Source organism: Methylobacterium nodulans ORS 2060, from assembly GCF_000022085.1.
In the GTDB taxonomy this organism is placed as follows: domain Bacteria; phylum Pseudomonadota; class Alphaproteobacteria; order Rhizobiales; family Beijerinckiaceae; genus Methylobacterium; species Methylobacterium nodulans.
This window is the reverse complement of record NC_011894.1, coordinates 1,371,686-1,389,474: the sequence shown is the minus strand read 5'-3', so window position 1 is coordinate 1,389,474 and position 17,789 is coordinate 1,371,686. Positions and strand designations below refer to the sequence as shown.

Here is a 17,789-nt window from a genome sequence, read left to right as displayed (position 1 = left end):
GGTCCGGCCGGAAGCGGGTTCAGGTCATCCTCGACACGGGCCATACGCACCCGCAGCTGCGTCCAGGCCGCGCCGAGTCTCCAACGTCACGCCCGACCTCTGCCGCCGGGCAGATCACGGGGAGGGTTTCGTCCCGCCTCCGAGGTGCCATGGGCTGAGGCCGGGCAGCGGCTGCGGGATCGTCATCTTCGGGCCGCGCCCCACCGCGGTGTGAGCGAAGCCGAGGATGGGCCGAAACCTGCCCTCGCGGCGAGAGCATGGTCCGACGAAGCGGAGCCCGGCTCGTCGCAGAAAACGCGTCAGGGCCGAAAGCTGAGAGGGGCATCCGTTCACGGTGGAACGGATGCCCCTCTCAGCCGGATATCGCCCTCCACCGGACGTCAAAGGGCCCCGGCAGCGCCGGGGCCCCTGGTCACGATCGTCCGATCCCGGTCAGAAATCGCGCTGCACGCGCATGCGGACCTGGAACGTGTCCTGGCTGACGACGGTCGGGGTCGCCAGCACCGCCGCCAGGCTCGGCCCGCCGGCCGCCCCCGCACTCGCCAGCGTGGCGCTGCTCGCCTTGTTCGGGTTGATCACCCGGCCGCTGCTCACGGCCGAGCGGGCATAGAGGCCCTCGACACCGATATCGAGGTCCTTGACCGGCGACCAGATCAGGCTCGCACCGGCCACGATCTGGTTGGTGTCGCGCAGCACCGGGCTGATCGCCAGAGCCGCCACGCCCGCCGCCGTGGTCGGCGACGGCAGGCCGTTCACACCGAACAGGGCGCTGTTGAAGCGCGCCGCCTTGTTGTAGCTCATCTCGCCGTAGCTGCCGTAGAAGGCCGAGCGCCACTGCGGCGTCCAGTAATGCAGGTACGACGCCACCACCGTCCAGCTGGTGGACAGGCTGAGCTGGCCGGTGACCGGGTCGACCACCGCATCGGCATAGTAGGTGTTGAACAGGCCGGGGGCCGGGCTGCCGGTCAGCGTGTAGCTGCCGTTATGGGCGGAGTAGCCGGTGTAGGTCTGCGCGCCTTCACCGTAGGCACCCTGGAGGTAGAGGGCGTCGCCCGCCGCGATGAAGGGCAGGTTGAGCTTCAGGCCGCCCTGCACCGCCCAGCCATAGGCGTTCGCCGGGCGAGCCGCGGGGTTCGCGGTCGCCGGCAGGAGCGCCGTCTGAGCGGCCGTCAGCCCCACCAGCGTGGAGGTGTTGCCGGCGTTGATCTCGTGGACCGCCGCCGAGAGCTGCGCCGAGCCCCAGGCCGCGTCGTAGCGCAGCGCACCGACGAAGTCGGGCATGCGCGAGCGCTGGATCACGTCGGCCGCGGTCACCGACACCGGCACCCCGGCCGCGTTGGTCACGAGGACGGGCGCGAAGTTGGCGCTCACCGCCTGACTGCCCGTGAAGCCCGTCGAGCCACCCCCGAAGACCGGCGTCCGGCGGAGGTTCGGGTCTTCCATCGAGATCGTCGCCGAGAAGCCCTCCCCGAAGGTCGCCGTGTAGGCGAGGAGGTTCGTCGAGTAGGTGTCGGAGCCCAGCGAGACGCCGATGATTTCGAAGTCGTGGGCGTAGAAGTCGAAGAACGAGGCCGCGCGCCCGGCGGTGAGGCCGGCGAACTGGATGAAGGCCTTGTCGACGTTCACGTATTGCTGGACGCGCGCCGCCGTGTCGACGCCGGTGGCCGCGAAGGCGTTGGCGATGCGCTCCTGGGTGCCCGACTTCAAGAAGCCGCCGGTGCGGCTGGCGAGTTCGAAGCGGACGAAGGCGCGCAGGGTGCCGTAGCCGGTTTGGGTGCGGGCGTCGAGGTTCAGACGGCCGAGGCCGCGATAGCCCGTGGTGTCACCGCGAATGAGGGGCTGGACGTAGGTGGCCTCGAAGCGGGCGCGGCCGCCGACGCGCAGGCAGGTATCGGTGCCGGGGATGTAGAAGAAGCCGGCGCCGTAGGCCGAGCAGACCCGCACGTACTCGACCGGCGCCGCCTTCTTGACCGGCAGATCCGCCGCCTGCGCCCCCGCCACGACCGTCAGACCGGCCACAGACCCGAGGAGCAGACGCTTCACGGCCCCGCTCTCGCGCAGCGAGGCCGAAGTGTTTTGGGAGACCCTGTCCACTTTGTTTCACTCCTTCACTTTAAGGAAGTCGACGAAATATGACTCACGACTTCCATCTCGTTACCTAGCGTAATCAGCTATGCCATATTCCCCCCAAAGTATAGATGCCACGGCGTGAGTGGACGCCGCGAGCCAAGCCGTGTGGCATTCCTACAATATGCCATTCGACATAGCTCGTTTGGCAGCGGTAATCGCTGCGTAAGCGGCATGGATGATGCGCTTGGACGGCCGCCGAATGCCGCCTCCCTCTGCGGAACGATGTCGGCGACGACATGTATCCTTGATTGCAGCCAGGGCAGCGGGGCGCGTCCGGGTACGCAATCCCGTCTTTCTCGGGTGCTGGCGCCTTCGCCACCCTCCTCAAGACGAGTGAGGCTGCAAGCCGTCATCGCCGGCTTGATGATTGCGCAAAGAGCGCCTTACGCATGAAGTATGCCTGATATGACCGCAGAACTGGCAATGATGCTCTTTATAAAATGGAGCCAAAAAAAATCCGCCCGGGTGGGCGGATCCAAGTCACTTTTGAGTGACGTAGAGTTAGCATGGAGTCCGGATCAGACATATCATCCTTACGGCCTAAGCCTGATTGCATATGTGGGTTCGAGGATGCGCGCACCCGCCTCCAAGATCGCAAGGGACTCTCTTCCGGGCCTTTCCGGGCAACGGCTTCGACCATGTCTCGGAGTTGAGCGCCGATCTTCGCCTGAAGCGAGGGCGACCGGCGGCGCCTGCTTTGATTGAGACATCCGCAGGAATAATCTCCGGAACTGCAGAGGATCTGCCCGGGCGAGAAAAGAGAGAGTACGATCACGAACAGCCGGGACAGAATGGATCTGATGCCGACGAATGACGCGATCCCGATTGGTCGCTGCGATTGTGGCGTTGCGTGGGGCGAACGGCGGGCAGCCGAGAAGTACCGTCATCAGCAGCAAACGGCTCGGCAAGGGCGGTGCCTTCACAGGCCGAGCGTGATGCCAGCCGTCCAAGCGACCCGGACTATCCCGGAGGATGTCCGGCGCGAATGCTCCGTCGAGCGCCCTCGCGCCGCGGCAAAGTCATCCCGGGTGCTCCGTCGCGTGCTGGGCTCCCGGAGCCATCTCAACCGAAATCCGATTGATTGCTTGGCGGTTGCTGTCGCAATCGCGCGGCAATGCGGATGTCGGCTTCGCTGCGGGCTTGGTGATCCGGTTTCCGAACGAATCGTTCGGAAACCGGATCACACGATCGCCCTGACCACCCCGCCATCGACCCGGACCGCGGCGCCGCTCGTGGCGCTGGCCGCCGGGGTGCACAGATAGGCGACGAGGTTCGCGACCTCCTCGGGCGAGGCGAGCCGCCCGATGAGCGACGTCGGCCTGTGTTCCTTGATGAAGGCGCGCCCCATCGCGTCGAGGTCCGGATCCGCGACGCCCGCCGCCATCTGCTGCATGAAGGCGGCCACGCCCTCCGAGAGGGTCGGGCCCGGGAGCACCGAATTCACCGTGACACCCGTGCCCGCGACGGTCTCGGCGAGGCCCCGCGCCACCGCGAGCTGCGCGGTCTTGGTCATGCCGTAATGGACCATCTCCACGGGGATCTGCAGGGCGGATTCGCTGGAGATGAACACCACCCGGCCCCAGCCGCGGGCGACCATGCCGGGCGCGTAGGCCCGCGACAGCCGCACGCCGCTGAGCACGTTGACCTCGAAGAAGCGCTGCCAATCCTCGTCCGGGATCTCGAAGAAGGGCTTGGGCTCGAAGATCCCGGTGTTGTTGACGAGGATGTCCACCTCCGGCAGCGCGGCCCGGAGCGCGGCCGCCCCCTCGGCCGTCGCGACGTCGCCGGGCGCAGGCACGAAGCGTCCCTTCGGCGCCGCATGGGAGAGCGCCGTGACGGCCGCCTCCACCCGCTCCGCCGTGCGCCCGTTCACCGCCACGGTCGCCCCGAGATCGCCGAGCGCCTTGGCGATGGCGTAGCCGATGCCCGCGGTCGAGCCCGTGACGAGGGCGCGCCGCCCCGAGAGATCAATGTCCATGCTGGCCTCCGTCGAAGCGTTCGGCGAAAAGAGATGTGATCGGGACCGCCGACGTCCAGGGCCGCCCGGCCGGAGCCGTGCCCGGTCCACCGTGATCGGGCGCCGCTCTAGCGCCGCAGCGCGCTCGTCACCGCCCCGGTCAGCGAGAGCCCGGCCGCGAGCCACAGCACCGTCACGATGCCCCCGGTCTGCAGGAGGCCGAAGATCACCGCCACCATCGCGGCCCCCAGCGACTGGCCGACGAGCCGCGCCGTCGACTGCATGCCGCTCGCCCCGCCGCTGCGCTCCCGCGGGGCGCTCGTGATGATCACCCGGTTGTTGGGCGACTGGAACAGCCCGAAGCCGAGCCCGCACAGGGTGAGCCGCCAGACGATGTCCGCCGTGCCGGGATGCGGCGGCAGGCTCGCCACCAGCGCGAGGCCGAGCGCGAGCCCCACCAGCCCGAGCCCGCCGAGGCGCCCCGGCGCGAACCGGTCCGAGAGCCGGCCAGCCACCGGCGCGATCACCGCGATGGCGATCGGCCAGGGCGTCATCAGGAGGCCGGTCTCGCTGCTCGTGCGGTGCATCACGTCCTGGAAGTAGAAGGGCAGGGCCACGTAGGCCATCATCTGGGCCGAGAAGGCGCAGACCGAGCTCGCCATCGACAGCGCGAAGACCGGGATGCGCAGGAGGTCGACCGGCAGGAGCGGCGCGGGCAGCTTCACCTGGTACCAGACGAAGGCCGCGCCGATCACCAGCGCCCCCGCGAGCAGGAGGAGCGCCCGGCCGCTCCCCCCGGGATCGCCGAGCCCGTCGACGCCCGTGATCAGGAGGCCGAAGAAGAGCGCGTTGAGGACCGCGCTCAGGGTGTCGAAATGCCCGCCGCTGCGGGGCGTGACCGGCAGCGTCCGCAAGGCCACGGCGAGCGCGAGGAGCCCGAGCGGGATGTTGACGAGGAAGAGCCAGGGCCAGCGTGCCACCGACAGGACCGCCCCCGCCACCGTCGGCCCCGCCGCCGACGCGATGGCGACGATGAGCGCCACGGTGCCGACGCCCCGCCCGATCAGCTTCGCCGGGTAGATGAAGCGCACGAGCGCGATGTTGACGCTCATGATCCCGGCCGCGCCGAGGCCCTGGACGATCCGCGCCGCGATGAGGACCGGGAGCGTTGGGGCGAGCGCGCAGGCGAGCGAGGCCGCCGTGAACAGGGCGAGCCCGAAGGCGTAGACCCGCTTGTAGCCGAGGATGTCGCCGAGCGAGGCGAGCGGCAGCAGCGCCGCCGTGACGGCGAGCTGGTAGCCGTTCGTCACGAAGATCGCAGCGCCGGGGCTCACCTGCAGGTCGCGCGCCATCACGGGCAGCGCCACGTTCACGATGGCCCCGTCCAGCACCGCCATGGTCATGGCGATGCCGATCACCGCCATGGCCCAGAGCCGCTCGGCCACCGGCAGGCCATCCAACGCCTCCGCCGGCACCGGCCCGGCCGCTCCCGTCATCCGCTCCGCTCCCGATACTCCGCGGGAGCCCCTACCGCATCGGCGCGCCGGCCGCATCCGGTCCCGGACGCGGGGCTGCCCGGCCCGTGGCGACCGCGCGCGCATGGCGGGCGAGCGCGTGGGCGATCAGCGCATCCATCAGCGCGGGCGGCGCGAGGCCGGCTGCATCCCACAGCTTCGGGTACATGCTGATCGCCGTGAAGCCCGGCAAGGTATTGACCTCGTTCACGAAGATCCCCGCGGGATCGGCCGGGTCGAGAAAGAGGTCGACCCGGGCGAGCCCCGCGCAGGCGAGGGCCGCGAAGGCGCGGGCCGCCAGCTCCCGCATCCGGTCCGCCCGGGCGGCGTCGAGGGCGGCCGGGATCAGCAGGGCCGCCCCGTCCGGATCCAGGTACTTGGCGTCGTAGCCGTAGAAGCCGTGCGCGGCGGCGGGCGCGATCTCGCCCGGGGGCGAGACGCGCAGCTCGCCCTCCGGCGTCTCCAGCACGGCGCACTCGATCTCGCGGGCCTGGGGCACGGCGCGCTCGATGAGGATCTTCTCGTCGTACCCGAAGGCATGCGCCGCGGCCCGATCGAACTGCGCCGGATCCGTCACCCGCGAGACGCCGACCGACGAGCCCATATTGGCGGGTTTCACGAACAGGGTTCGGCTCTCCAGCGCCGCCGCCGCATCCGCATAGGAGACGGGCCGCCGCGCCGTCGCGGCGAGAAAGGGGACGATCATCGGCAGGCCGGCATCGCGCATCAGGCGCTTGGCGACGTCCTTGTCCATGGCGGCGGCCGAGCCGACCACGCCCGAGCCGACATAGGGCACGCCCGCGAGGTCGAGGGCGCCCTGTACCGTGCCGTCCTCGCCGTTCGGGCCGTGCAGCACCGGCACCACCACGTCGAAGGGCTCCGAGAGGGCGGCCGCGTCCGACAGGATGGCGAGGCGGCCGCCACCGCCCGGCAGGAAGGCGACGAGCGGCCCGTCCTGGCCCATCGCCGGGGCTTCGCCCGCCGCCAGGGCGGGGCAGAGGCGCCACGCCCCGGTCTCCTTGTCGATGGCGATCGGCGTTACCGCGTAACGGTCCGGATCGAGGGCCCGGGCGACGTTGCCGGCCGAGAGGATGGACACCTCATGCTCCGCCGAACGCCCCCCGAACAGCAGCGCCACCTTCCTCCGCATCGCCCTCGTCCTCCGCTCCGGTCCCGACTCAAAGCATAGGGAAGCTGCCGCGCCCCACCAACCGGGACGGCGCCCGTTTCCATCCCGCACCCTGCCCGTGTGCTGGCGCACCCGAGGCGGGGATTGGATCGTTTTTGGGCTTTCAGCCTGCGTGAAGCTTGCATACACGAGATCACTGGCGCCATTCTGCCGCGCGGCGCGTCGAGGATCGCTCCTCCAGATGAGCACGAACGAACCCTGCTCGATCGGCGTCCTGTTCTGCGATGTCGCAGGAAGCACGCGGCTCTACCGCGACCTGGGCGACGACGCGGCCCTGCGCATCGTGGAGCACTGCCTTGGCATCGCCGCCGAGGTCGTCCAGGCGAATGGCGGGCGGATCGTCAAGACGATCGGCGACGAGTTCATGGCCGTGTTCGAGGATGTCTGCGCCATGTGCGACGCCGCCGTGGCCGTGCAGCGGCGCTTCGAGGACGACCAGGGCGGCGGGATCGAGGGACAGCGGCTCCAGCTGCGGATCGGCTTCCACTTCGGGCCGGCCGTGCATGCCAACGACGATTATTTCGGCACCACCGTCAACATGGCCGCCCGGATGGTGGCGATCGCCAAGGGCGGGCAGATCATCACCACCGGAGCCCTGGCGGACAGCCTGCCTCCCCTGAGGCGGGCAGCAACCCGCGCCCTCGTCGGCGTCTACGTGAAGGGCGCGGGCGACGACGTGCGGGTGGCGGAGGTGCTCTGGCATCTCGCTGAGAATCAGACGACGGTGTTCTCCTTCCTGCCCGCCGCGGAGCAGCGCCCGGCCGCAGGGAACGACCTGCGCATCACCTATCGGGGCCGGCGCTGGCTCTTCGACGAGCGCCATGCCAGCGTGTCGCTCGGGCGGGAGCCCGCCAACGACATCGTGGTCGACAACGACTACGCCTCGCGGCGCCACGCGACGATCGAGCGGCGGGGCGACAAGTGGGTGCTGGTCGATCACAGCACCAACGGGACCTACGTGACCCTGTTCGGTGCCGAGGAATTCTGCATGCGCCGCGAGGAGCTGGTGCTGCGCGATGTCGGCACCCTGGGCATCGGCCGCTCCGTCGGCCTCGACCGGGCGAATGGCCTCGACTTCGCGCTGACCGTGGGCGGGGCGGAGGAGGCGCCCGCCGGTCGGGTCCACCAGGGCCGGGATGCCTGATCCCGCCTGATCGCCGCGGATTGCGCCCCTGGATGCGGGGCGAACCGGCATTCTGGCCCGCCGATGCCGCGCGGGCGGTGCCGGGCTCCTGACCCGCCATCCGCCGCCTTTGACAAGCATCGCCCGGCCCGGGACAACAGGGCCGGAGAGGCGGCCCGAGACCATGCGCATGGAGCGGCGAGGCTTGCAGCGTTTCGTCCGGGCGTGGCCCATCCGCTGGCGCATCCTGGCGATCGCCGGGCTCAACTCCGCGCTCGCCCTCGTCCTCATCCTGCTGATCTGGGACGGCGCCAACGTGCTCTCGCGGGCCTGGGCGGACCTGCGCCAGGTGCGCCAGTCGGAACGGTTCCTCGACCAGCTCGACCGGGACACCGAGCGGCTCCAGAGCCTCATCCACCGCTACATCAGCCAGGCGGATGCGGATGTGCTGGCGCGCATCGGCGACCTCCGCGACACGCTGATCGGACGCCTGCGGGTGCAGGCGCGGCTCGATCCGCTGATCGCGGCCCCCTGCGAGACGCTCCGGGAGGTGACGGAGCGCTTCATCGCGGGCTTCTCGGCCCTGCGCGACACCCGCGCCGACATCCTCCAGATCTACGAGGCCAGCATCGCCGGGCCCGCGCGCGAAATGGCGGGGCTCTACGCCCTCATCGAGGGCGACGCCGCCCCGCCGTCGCCGATCTCGCCGCTTTTGGCGGCATCGCGAAAATCCTTTCACGCCATGGTGCTGGCGGCGAACGCCGTCTCGCTTGCCGCCTCCTCCGCCTCAGCGGGCGAGGTGCGCCGCCACGCCGCCGTGATCCGCCGCACGGTTCCGGCCATGCTCGCCCTTGCCACCGAGGAGGTGCAGCGCCGGGCGCTCGGCGAGCTGGAGGCGCGGGCCGCCGCCGTCGAGCGGGGCGTCGATGCTCTCTCGGCCGAGTTCGCCACCCAGTCGCGTCTGCTGAAGGAGGAGATCGACGGCAATGCCGACGCGATGTCGGCCTCGATCGAAGCCATGGCGGCCCATATCCGCGGGATCGAGCAGGCCGCGCAGGCCCGCTTCGACCGCACGCTCGAGAGCGCCGCGCTCAAGCTCGGCGGAGTGGCGCTCGCCTTCGTGGCGCTGGTGGGGGTGGTCGGCACGCTGGTGGCGAAGAGCATCAGCGATCCCCTGCGCGGCCTGAGCGGCTCGATGCTGGCGATCGCGGCGGGCGACTACGAGCGGACCGTGCCGGGTGCGGAGGCGCGCGACGAGATCGGCGACATGGCGGCGGCCGTCGCGGTCTTCCGCGAGAACGCCATCGCGCGGCTGCGCGCCGAGGAGGACCTGCGCCGCGCCAAGGAGCAGGCCGAGGCGGCCTTGTCCGAGCTGCGCGAGACCCAGGCGAGCCTGATCGAGGCCGAGAAGCTCGCCGCCCTGGGCAGCCTCGTCGCCGGGGTGGCGCACGAGGTCAACAACCCGGTCGGCATCAGCCTGACGGTCGCCTCGACCCTGAACCAGCGCTGCAGCGCCATCAGCGCCGACCTCGACGGCGGGCAGCTGCGCCGCTCGCAGCTCCTCGCCTTCATCGAGGGGGTGCGCGAGGCGGGCAAGCAGCTCGTCGCCAACCTGATGCGGGCGGGCGATCTCGTCGAATCCTTCAAGCAGGTCGCCGTCGACCGCAGCCAGGACAACCGCCGCCGCTTCGACCTCGGCCAGACCTGCGAGCAGATCATCGCCAGCCTGAGGCCGGAGCTGCGCTCGGCCCGCATCGCCCTCACCCTCGACCTGCCCTCCGGCATCGTCATGGACAGCTTCCCGGGGCCGCTCGGCCAGGTGCTGACCAACCTCTTCCTCAACGCCGTCCGGCACGCCTTCGCGGACCGGGCCGAGGGCACGATCCACCTCGCGGCCGAACTCGTCGGCCCCGACCGCGTCGCCATCACCTTCAGCGACGACGGAGCCGGGATGACCGAGGAGGTGGCGCGGCGCGCCTTCGAGCCCTTCTTCACCACGCGGCGCGACAGCGGCGGGACGGGCCTCGGCCTCCACCTCGCCTTCAACATCGTCACGCATCAGCTCGGCGGCCGCATCGCCCTCACCTCGGCGCCGGGAGCGGGCAGCCGCTTCGTCCTGACCCTGCCCCTCGTCGCCCCCGTGCAGGAGCCCGGGCCGCAAACGCGCGCCGCGTAGATCTGTCCAGATGACGCGCTGGATGACGGGACCTCGGTGTTCGGGGCAGACGCGCGCCGCCGAGCGTTCTCACGGCGGCGACCTGGCAGGCCTGCGCCCGCCTGCCCGGTCCCTTGATCCAGATCACGGCGGCAGGCCATGATCCATGGTGGTGTGGCGGCAGCTCTGCGGGAGGACGAACGCGATGCCGATGCGCTGCCTGCTGGTTCCGACCGGTCCCGACACCGATCCGCGCCCGCGTCTCGACCTCGCCCTGAGGCTCAGCGACCGGCTCAAGGCCCATATCGCGCTCACCATCCTGTGCCCCTCCGCGGAGGACGTGCTGGCCTCGATCCCTGAGGTCGCCATCGCGGCCGGCGTGACGCGCGAGCGCCTGGAGCAGGAGACCCGGGAGGCGATCGAGGCGGCGCGCATCGCCTTCGACGCCTGGTGCGCGGGCGCCGACGTGGTCAACCGCCCGGCGGACGACATCTGCCCCGGCCTCGAGGACGCCTCCTTCACGGTGCGGCTCGGCCCGATCGACGCGTCGCTGGCCCGGGCGGGACGGCTGAGCGACCTCATCCTCGTCGACCGGCCCGACTGGTCGGATCCCTTCGCGGCGGTGGCCTTCGACACGGCCGTGTTCGCGACGGGACGGCCGACGCTGGTGGTGCCGCCCGCCCCTCCGCCAGCCGACCCGCTGCGCAAGGTGCTGATCGCCTGGAACGACAGCCTGGAGGGCGCCCGCGCGGTCGCCCAGGCGATGCCGCTCCTGCAGGCCGCCGGCGCGGTGGCGATCTTCTGTGCCCCGCGCCGCGACGAGACCCGCAGCGCGGCGTCCGACCTCGCGGCCTACCTCGCCCGCCACGGCATCGCGGCCGAGGTGCTGGCCGCCCCCGATCCGTCCCGGGCCGTCGGCGCGGCGCTGCTGGAGACCGCGAGCGCGGTCGGGGCGAACCTGATCGTCATGGGCGCCTACACCCACAGCCGGGTGCGCCAGTTCTTTCTCGGCGGCGTCACCCGCCACGTCCTCGACCATGCGGATGTGCCCGTGCTGATGGCGCATTGAGGGATGCGATGCAGGCCGGCGCCCGGACGACGGCCCGAGCGGCATCGCCACCGACGCGCAGGCTGCGACCATTCTCGGCCAAGCTTGCGCTGGATCAATGCGGCGCGGCGCGGCGCGTGCGAAGCTTGGGTGTCCCCCTGGAGATGCCGATGCCGCCGTTCCGACTCCTCCTCCGCCCTCTCGGCGCGGCCGTCCTGGCCGGGCTCCTCGCGGCCCTGCCGGCCGCCGCCGAGGACAGCCACGTGCGCCGCGGGCGGATCTTCGTGCAGGTCCACTGCGCCGGCTGCCACGCGATCGGGCGCACGGGCGAGAGCCCGCTCGCCGAGGCTCCGCCCTTCCGCGACCTCCATACCCGCTATCCGGTCACCGACCTCGCCGAGTCCCTTGCGGAGGGCATCAGGACGGGTCACCCGAGCATGCCGGAGTTCCGGCTCGACCCCGACCAGATTGAGGACGTGATCCGCTACCTCGCGAGCCTGGAGCGGTGAGGCTGCGGGCGCGCCACAGGACTTGAGAATCGCGCAGGACTGGACGGCCGCGCATTGACGCTGCGGCGATCGGCACCCTACGCCATGTCGATGCGCGCGCCGCCGCACCGCTGGCCGATCCTGCGTGCGGTCATCGCCGTGGCCGCGCTCTATGCGCTTGCCCTCCAGGCGGTGGCCGGCGGCTTCCTCGCGGCCGAGATCGCCTCGCCCGCACATATCCTCTGCGCGCCGGGCCCGGAGGCTCCCGAGGGACCCAAGCCCGATCCCGTGCACGGCCACATGGCCTGCTGCACGGCCGCGCAGGATCTCGCCGGGGCGACCCCGCCGCTTCCCGCCTCCACCGCCATCGTCTGGCCGCGGCGCCCCGCGCTCGCCGTCGCGTGGCGGCCCGAGACCGTCGCCCATCCCCGCGCGCCCCCGCGGACCGGCACCAGCGCCCGCGCCCCGCCCGTCGTCTGACCGATCGCCACCTCCGATCCCGTCAGACCCGGACCCCATCATGGACCGCTTTCCCCGGACCGCGCGCCGGGCCGCGCTCGTGCCTCTGCTGCTCGCCGGCCCCGCCCTCGCCCAGACCGATTCCGGCACCATCGCGCTCTCCGAGATCACCGTCGCCGGCAACGGGCCGCCCGCCGGCTCCCTCACGGTGCCGAGCGTCGCCCAGCAGCGCGAGGCCGTGAATGCCACCGTCGGATCGGTGGCCTTCATCGATGCCAAGGACTTCCAGGACCGCTACGCCAACACCCTGCGGGACGTCCTCAAGGACACGCCCGGCGTCTACGTGCAGGAGCGCTACGGGCAGGAGCTGCGCCTCTCGGTGCGCGGCTCAGGGGTCGCCCGCGGCTTCCACCTGCGCGGGATCGAACTCCTGCAGGACGGGATCCCGGTCAACCTCGCGGATGGCAGCGGCGACTTCTACCAGATCAATCCGCTCTCCTTACGCTCCCTCGAGGTCTACAAGGGCGGCAATGCGCTCGCCTTCGGCGCCACGACCCTCGGCGGCGCGGTCAACGCCGTGACGCCGACCGCCCACACCGCCTTCGCGCCCAACATCCTGCGCATCGACGGCGGCAGCTTCAACACCATCCGGGAGAACTTTCAGTTCTCCCGCGTCTCCGGCCCGGCGGACTTCCTGATCAACGGCACGATCACGAACGCGGACGGCTACCGCCAGCACGAGACGCAACGCACGCAGAACTTCAACGCCAATCTCGGCTATCAGCTCGCACCGGGCGTCGAGACCCGGTTCTATATCGGGGCTTACCTCACCGACCAGAAGCTGCCGGGCTCGCTGACGCTCTTCAACGCCCTCAACAACCCGCGCATGGCGAACCCGACCGCGATCAGCGGCAACCAGTCCCGGCAGGTGGAGACGGAGCGGATCGCCAACCGCACCTCCTTCGTGCTCGATATCGGCAAGCTCGACATCGACACTTGGGCGATCCACAAGTCGCTCTACCACCCGATCTTCCAGATCATCGACCAGGACGGCTGGACCTACGGCATCTCACCGCACTGGGCGGGCACCTTCGATGTGGGCGGATTCCGCAACGACCTGCTGCTCGGCCTGCGTGCCTTCGCAGGCCAGAATGCCGCCTTGCAGTTCATCAACATCGCCGGCCGGCGTGGTGCCCAGACGCTGAACTCCCTCCAGAGCGCCTCCAACTACGAGGCCTATGGCGAGAACCGCTTCTGGCTCCTGCCCGAGCTGGCGCTGATGACGGGCGCCAAGCTGTTCTCGTCGAACCGCACCTACAGCAACAAGGGCGGCTTCACGGGCGCGAACCGGTTCCCGTCCTTCGCCAACGAGACCTACGAGGGGATCAACCCGAAGATCGGACTTCTCTGGCAGCCGCTGCCCGACATCCAGGTCTTCGGCGACGTCACCCGCTCGCGCGACGTGCCGGACTTCACCGACCTCGTGCAGTCGAGCAACACCACCACCGGGGTGTTCGTCCCGCTCCGGGCGCAGCGCGCCTGGACCTACGAGGCGGGCACCCGCGGCCGCATCGACCGGCTGTCATGGGACGTGACCCTCTACCGCTCCGAGATCCACGACGAGCTGATCAACTTCTCGGTCAATCCCGGGCTCGGCATCCCGGCCGCGACCTTCAACGCGCCGCGCACGCACCACCAGGGCGTGGAGGCGGCCGTCTCGCGCGATATCGTGCGTGACCTGACCGGGGTCGGGGACACGCTGAGCATCACGCAGATCTGGACGCACAACGACTTCCGCTTCGTGCGCGACCCGGTCTTCGGCAACAACCGCATCGCCGGCATCCCGGACGACGTCCTGCGCACGGTGCTGCGTTACGACCATCCCGGCGGGTTCTACGTCGCGCCCTCGCTGGACTGGGTGCCCCGCGGCGCCTTCGCGGACCAGGCCAACACGCTGCGGGTGCCGGGCTACGCGTTGATCAACCTGCAGGCGGGGATCGACCTCAGGAACGGCGTGTCGGTGTTCCTGGACGCCCGCAACCTGACCGATGCGCGCTCCATCTCGGACATCGCGGTCGTCACGGATGCCCGCACCATTCCGGGCGGGCCGGCGGCCTTCTATCCGGGAACCGGCCGCAGCGTGTTCGCCGGGATGCGGGCGGCGTTCTGACGCGAGGCCCGCGACGGGCTCGCCTCGACGCTTTCGCCGGCCAAGCCCTCGGCCCGATCCTCGCCCTGTCCTCCGCTCACGGCGCTATCGTCCGTCGTTCTTGAGGCTGCCGGTCGGCTCGCCGCCGGTCTGGCCGCCCCCCGTGCCGAGGGAGCCGGTGCTGCGGCCGGGACCGCCGGCCGGCCGCGTGCCTCCGGGCTGGAGCGGCGAGGCGAGGCCGTTCGGCGCCTTCGGCGGGTTCGCCGAGGAGAAGCCTTTGTTGGGGCTCTGGGTGTCGGAAGGCTTGGTCGCGCGGTCGTCCATCGGCATCTCCGGGCGGGATGCGGACAACCGCCGGACGCGCCCCGAGGTTTCAGCCGGACTGTTCACCGCCTCATCCCCGCCCCAGGATGGGGCAGGCCGGCGTCGCCAAGCTTGACCGCCCGTTAACGCCACCACGCGCATTCTCCCGGCCATGCGTCGTGGCCTCGTTGCGTTTTCAGCCTTCACGCTCTTCAGCCTGGGGCTCACCGGATGCGCGCTCAGACCCTTCGAGCAGCGCGAACCCTGGCGTATGCAGGCCGAGGAGGCCTGCCTCGCCCGCGGCCTCGTCAAGACAAGCGAGGACGTGACACCGATCAAGGAGATCGACGGTCCGGGCGTCTGCGGGATGGTCCATCCCTTCCGCATCACCCGGCTCGCCGGCGGGACGGTGGCGCTCAAGCAGCGCATGACGCTCGCCTGTCCGATCATCCCGGAGGTCGAGGCGTGGCTCGCCGGGACGGTGCAGCCCGCCGCCCAGCTCTATTTCGGCCAGCCGGTGGTGGAGATCAATTCCGGCTCCTATGCCTGCCGCGGCCGCAACAACCACGTGGGCGCCAAGCTCTCGGAACACTCCTTCGGCAATGCGGTCGATGTGATGTCCTTCCGCTTCGCCGACGGCACTATCGTCACCGTGAAGGGCGGCTGGCGGGGCACGGAAGCCGAGCAGGGCTTCCTGCGCGAGGTCTTCCTCGGCGCCTGCAATCACTTCACGACCGTGCTGGCGCCGGGGTCGGACATCTACCACTACGACCACCTGCACCTCGATCTCGCCCGCCACGACCCGCGGGGCTTGCGCCGGATCTGCAAACCGCTGATCAAGTTCCAGCCGCAACTGCCGCCGCCGGGCGCGCCGCTCTCGCCGATCCGCAAGAAGCCGCCCGCTTGGCAGCCCGCGCCCGACCCGGCGCCGACCGACGTCGAGGAGGATGATCCCTACGGGGCGACGCCGATGAGCCGGCGCGAGCCCGCGAGCCCGAACCGGGTGGCCCGCAGCCCGGCCTCCGCCGCTTCCCCGGCTCAGGCCTACGCTCCGCGCCCGGCCCCGCCGCGCGGCCCGGCGACGGCGGAGCTGCCACAGGAGCCCGCGCCGCTGCCGCTCACGGCTCCCGCTTGGTCGTCCGGACCGATCTACTGACCGGCGCGCCGCCGAGATCCTCCACCACGGCGCGGCGCTCGGCCTCGCTCTCGGCGAGCCGGTGCACATGCATCTCGGTCGCGCCGCGGGTGCGCATGCGGGTCACGAAGCCGCGCAGCCGCTCGCGCGGGCTGTCGCCGGTCGTCGCCACATCGAGGAGTTCCGCGATGCCGCCGCCGTCCCGCCGCACCGCCAGCACCACGGCCTCGCCGATCTCGGCCGGATCCGCATCGAGCCCGTGGATGCCCACCACGTAGCGCCGGCCCGAGCGCCCGCGCCACGCGCTGAGCGCCAGGGCCGGGGTGCCGCGCAGATTCATCGCCGATCTCAAGCGTTCCTCGCGCACGTCCGACCTCCTCGACCGATCCGTTTCGATGTCCCGCATCGCCGCCGACCAGGACAGGGCTCGTCTGTTCGCCATTTGTTCTATCCTAGCCATGCGACGCGACGCGGGTCAAGCGTCGCTTCATGCGAAACGAGATGGGGATCGGACGCGGGCGCCGCAACGCAGGACGTCAGCCCGGGACGGATCGCGCCCCGGGCCTCACGTTCACCAATGCCGGTACCAGCCGTGGCGGTGCCAGCCGCCATACCACCCGGCCCGGTGCCAGCCGCCGTGCCAGCCGCCCCAGGGCCGATGATACCAGCCGACGCGGTGCCAATAGGGGCGGTGCCAGCGCGGGCCGTAATAGACCACGGGACGGTAGAACCGGGGGCCGTAGTAGAAGGCCGGCCCGTAGAAGCGCGGCCCGTAGAAATTCGGGCGGCAGAAGCCGTAGAAGTTCCGGTGCCAGCCCGGGCCGCAGCCGTCGCGAGCCTCCGCGACGGATCCTGTGCCGACGAGCGTTCCCAGGGCGAGGAAAGCCGCACCTGCCAGTTTCCAGCGCATCGTCACCTCCTGTTGCGACGATCCGGCGATGTGTCCGGGGACGAATGCGTCACCGCCGGATACAATTCGGAAACAAAAGCTGTCAGATCGACCCGGTCATCCGGGTCAGCGCGTGAGAAATGCTGTCGTATGGCGCAGCGTTCCGACATTACCGAATATTCATGGGGGCGGTCGCCGGAGGCAGATGCGGACGGCGCCGCCGGGCGCGCGTCTCCCGCGGCGGCTCAGCCGGCCATCCGATCCGCCGGCTCCGCGCGGCCCGCAGCCGCCCCGGGCGGCAGGAGCGCGGCCGAGGCGCTCTCGATCCGCTCCTGGAGCAGGCCGAAGAAGGCGTCGCGGTCGAGGCCCGGCGGAATCGGCGGCAGGAAGGCGATGATCGCCGTGCCGGGATGACAACGGAGGCTTTTGCGGGGCCAGAACAGGCCGGTGTTGAGGGCGACCGGCTGGCAGGGCACGCCGAGCCGGCCGTAGAGATGCGCGACCCCGTACTTGTAGGCGGGCGGCGCCCCCGGCGGGCGGCGCGTGCCCTCGGGAAAGATGATGAGCTGGCGCCCCTGCGCCATGGCGGCGGCGGCCTCCTCGTTCATGAACGCGAGCGCGCGCGACCCCTTCGAGCGGTCGATCGCCACCATCTCGCTGCGGGCGAGATACCAGCCGAACAGCGGCAGCCACATCAGCTCGCGCTTGAGGATGTAGGTGAAGTCGGGGAGGACGGTGGTGAGCGCGATCGTCTCCAGCGCCGATTGGTGCTTGGCCGCCACCACGATCCCGCCCGGCGGGATGTGCTCCAGGCCGCGGAACTCCACGCGGATGCCGACGATCCAGTGCAGCAGTCGCAGGGTCACCCGGGCCCAGGTCTGGGCGAGGCGCAGGACGCCCCGGCGCGAGACGAGGCAGAACAGCCCACCGATCATCATCACGGCGGTCACGACGTAGAAGGCGACGTTGAACGCCAGGGAGCGGAGAAGGGGCATGATCGACCTTGGGTGCCGCCGCGGCCACGGGGGCTTCCCCTTATCGCGGACGCCGGGCCGCGGCCACTCCCGCCGGGCGGATGCGAGGCCTGATGCGAGGCTTCATGCGAGGCTTGGCGGCAACAGGGGCCGAGGATCCGCGCGGCGGATTTGGGGCAGGGCCCTGCGCGGCCGCGCCCCGGGTTCCCGGTCCCGCACCATTCCTTTACCCCGACATGCATCACACTTCGCGTCGGCCCGTCCTGATCCGACGTC

General features: G+C 70.8%; 15 protein-coding genes. 7 read left to right on the top strand and 8 right to left on the bottom strand.

The window, feature by feature from the left end; all coding sequences use genetic code 11:
• Positions 1-432 precede the first annotated feature (432 nt).
• From MNOD_RS06335 to MNOD_RS06320, 4 genes are all read right to left on the bottom strand, one after another.
• Positions 433-2,094, bottom strand: coding sequence for a porin (locus MNOD_RS06335; protein WP_015928007.1), 1,662 nt, complete (start codon positions 2,092-2,094; stop codon positions 433-435).
• A 1,216-nt stretch (positions 2,095-3,310) separates the two neighbouring features.
• Positions 3,311-4,108, bottom strand: a complete 798-nt coding sequence (locus tag MNOD_RS06330) for an SDR family NAD(P)-dependent oxidoreductase (RefSeq protein ID WP_015928006.1) — start codon at positions 4,106-4,108, stop codon at positions 3,311-3,313.
• Between the two features lie 107 nt (positions 4,109-4,215).
• Positions 4,216-5,583, bottom strand: coding sequence for an MFS transporter (locus MNOD_RS06325; RefSeq protein WP_015928005.1), 1,368 nt, complete (start codon positions 5,581-5,583; stop codon positions 4,216-4,218).
• 31 nt (positions 5,584-5,614) lie between these two features.
• The gene (locus tag MNOD_RS06320; RefSeq protein WP_015928004.1) at positions 5,615-6,751 is read right to left on the bottom strand and encodes a D-alanine--D-alanine ligase family protein; all 1,137 of its coding nucleotides are present in this window, start codon (positions 6,749-6,751) and stop codon (positions 5,615-5,617) included.
• A gap of 220 nt (positions 6,752-6,971) precedes the next feature.
• Between MNOD_RS06320 and MNOD_RS06315 the strand changes: the two genes are divergently transcribed.
• The 6 genes from MNOD_RS06315 to MNOD_RS06290 all read left to right on the top strand — a co-directional run bounded on the left by MNOD_RS06315 (position 6,972) and on the right by MNOD_RS06290 (position 14,233).
• Positions 6,972-7,934 (top strand): adenylate/guanylate cyclase domain-containing protein, encoded by a 963-nt coding sequence (locus tag MNOD_RS06315; RefSeq protein WP_015928003.1) that lies wholly within the window; start codon positions 6,972-6,974, stop codon positions 7,932-7,934.
• A 184-nt stretch (positions 7,935-8,118) separates the two neighbouring features.
• Positions 8,119-10,089 carry an ATP-binding protein gene (locus tag MNOD_RS06310; RefSeq protein ID WP_244424671.1) on the top strand — a complete coding sequence of 657 codons (1,971 nt, stop codon included), beginning with the start codon at positions 8,119-8,121 and terminating at the stop codon, positions 10,087-10,089.
• Between the two features lie 184 nt (positions 10,090-10,273).
• Complete coding sequence (locus MNOD_RS06305; protein WP_015928001.1) at positions 10,274-11,137, top strand: universal stress protein; 864 nt, start codon at positions 10,274-10,276, stop codon at positions 11,135-11,137.
• A 149-nt stretch (positions 11,138-11,286) separates the two neighbouring features.
• Positions 11,287-11,625, top strand: coding sequence for a c-type cytochrome (locus tag MNOD_RS06300; RefSeq protein ID WP_015928000.1), 339 nt, complete (start codon positions 11,287-11,289; stop codon positions 11,623-11,625).
• Positions 11,626-11,715: 90 nt separating this feature from the next.
• Positions 11,716-12,084 (top strand): hypothetical protein, encoded by a 369-nt coding sequence (locus MNOD_RS06295; RefSeq protein ID WP_015927999.1) that lies wholly within the window; start codon positions 11,716-11,718, stop codon positions 12,082-12,084.
• A gap of 40 nt (positions 12,085-12,124) precedes the next feature.
• Positions 12,125-14,233, top strand: coding sequence for a TonB-dependent receptor family protein (locus tag MNOD_RS06290; RefSeq protein WP_015927998.1), 2,109 nt, complete (start codon positions 12,125-12,127; stop codon positions 14,231-14,233).
• Positions 14,234-14,317: 84 nt separating this feature from the next.
• Here MNOD_RS06290 and MNOD_RS06285 read toward each other — a convergent pair whose 3' ends face one another.
• Positions 14,318-14,536 (bottom strand): hypothetical protein, encoded by a 219-nt coding sequence (locus MNOD_RS06285; protein WP_015927997.1) that lies wholly within the window; start codon positions 14,534-14,536, stop codon positions 14,318-14,320.
• Positions 14,537-14,687: 151 nt separating this feature from the next.
• Between MNOD_RS06285 and MNOD_RS06280 the strand changes: the two genes are divergently transcribed.
• Complete coding sequence (locus MNOD_RS06280; RefSeq protein WP_015927996.1) at positions 14,688-15,671, top strand: extensin-like domain-containing protein; 984 nt, start codon at positions 14,688-14,690, stop codon at positions 15,669-15,671.
• On the opposite strand, the gene MNOD_RS06275 is transcribed toward MNOD_RS06280, so the two are convergent.
• The 3 genes from MNOD_RS06275 to MNOD_RS06265 all read right to left on the bottom strand — a co-directional run bounded on the left by MNOD_RS06275 (position 15,634) and on the right by MNOD_RS06265 (position 17,534).
• Entirely contained in the window at positions 15,634-16,092 is a 459-nt protein-coding gene (locus MNOD_RS06275) for a hypothetical protein (RefSeq protein WP_015927995.1), read from the bottom strand. The genes MNOD_RS06280 and MNOD_RS06275 overlap by 38 nt on opposite strands.
• 129 nt (positions 16,093-16,221) lie before the next feature.
• On the bottom strand, positions 16,222-16,560 hold the full coding sequence (locus MNOD_RS06270; RefSeq protein ID WP_015927994.1) for a GCG_CRPN prefix-to-repeats domain-containing protein: 339 nt from the start codon (positions 16,558-16,560) through the stop codon (positions 16,222-16,224).
• A gap of 224 nt (positions 16,561-16,784) precedes the next feature.
• Positions 16,785-17,534: a lysophospholipid acyltransferase family protein gene (locus MNOD_RS06265; RefSeq protein ID WP_015927993.1), complete on the bottom strand. Its 750-nt coding sequence runs from the start codon at positions 17,532-17,534 to the stop codon at positions 16,785-16,787.
• Positions 17,535-17,789 lie beyond the last annotated feature (255 nt).

What these genes read in the sequence shown, in the direction of transcription:
- MNOD_RS06265 (WP_015927993.1), bottom strand. Translation starts at nt 17,534, where the DNA reads ATGCCCCTTCTCCGCTCCCTGGCGTTCAACGTCGCCTTCTACGTCGTG.
- MNOD_RS06300 (WP_015928000.1), top strand. Translation starts at nt 11,287, where the DNA reads ATGCCGCCGTTCCGACTCCTCCTCCGCCCTCTCGGCGCGGCCGTCCTG.
- MNOD_RS06290 (WP_015927998.1), top strand. Translation starts at nt 12,125, where the DNA reads ATGGACCGCTTTCCCCGGACCGCGCGCCGGGCCGCGCTCGTGCCTCTG.
- MNOD_RS06275 (WP_015927995.1), bottom strand. Translation starts at nt 16,092, where the DNA reads ATGGCGAACAGACGAGCCCTGTCCTGGTCGGCGGCGATGCGGGACATC.
- MNOD_RS06285 (WP_015927997.1), bottom strand. Translation starts at nt 14,536, where the DNA reads ATGGACGACCGCGCGACCAAGCCTTCCGACACCCAGAGCCCCAACAAA.
- MNOD_RS06305 (WP_015928001.1), top strand. Translation starts at nt 10,274, where the DNA reads ATGCCGATGCGCTGCCTGCTGGTTCCGACCGGTCCCGACACCGATCCG.
- MNOD_RS06315 (WP_015928003.1), top strand. Translation starts at nt 6,972, where the DNA reads ATGAGCACGAACGAACCCTGCTCGATCGGCGTCCTGTTCTGCGATGTC.
- MNOD_RS06320 (WP_015928004.1), bottom strand. Translation starts at nt 6,751, where the DNA reads ATGCGGAGGAAGGTGGCGCTGCTGTTCGGGGGGCGTTCGGCGGAGCAT.
- MNOD_RS06270 (WP_015927994.1), bottom strand. Translation starts at nt 16,560, where the DNA reads ATGCGCTGGAAACTGGCAGGTGCGGCTTTCCTCGCCCTGGGAACGCTC.
- MNOD_RS06295 (WP_015927999.1), top strand. Translation starts at nt 11,716, where the DNA reads ATGCGCGCGCCGCCGCACCGCTGGCCGATCCTGCGTGCGGTCATCGCC.
- MNOD_RS06280 (WP_015927996.1), top strand. Translation starts at nt 14,688, where the DNA reads ATGCGTCGTGGCCTCGTTGCGTTTTCAGCCTTCACGCTCTTCAGCCTG.
- MNOD_RS06325 (WP_015928005.1), bottom strand. Translation starts at nt 5,583, where the DNA reads ATGACGGGAGCGGCCGGGCCGGTGCCGGCGGAGGCGTTGGATGGCCTG.
- MNOD_RS06330 (WP_015928006.1), bottom strand. Translation starts at nt 4,108, where the DNA reads ATGGACATTGATCTCTCGGGGCGGCGCGCCCTCGTCACGGGCTCGACC.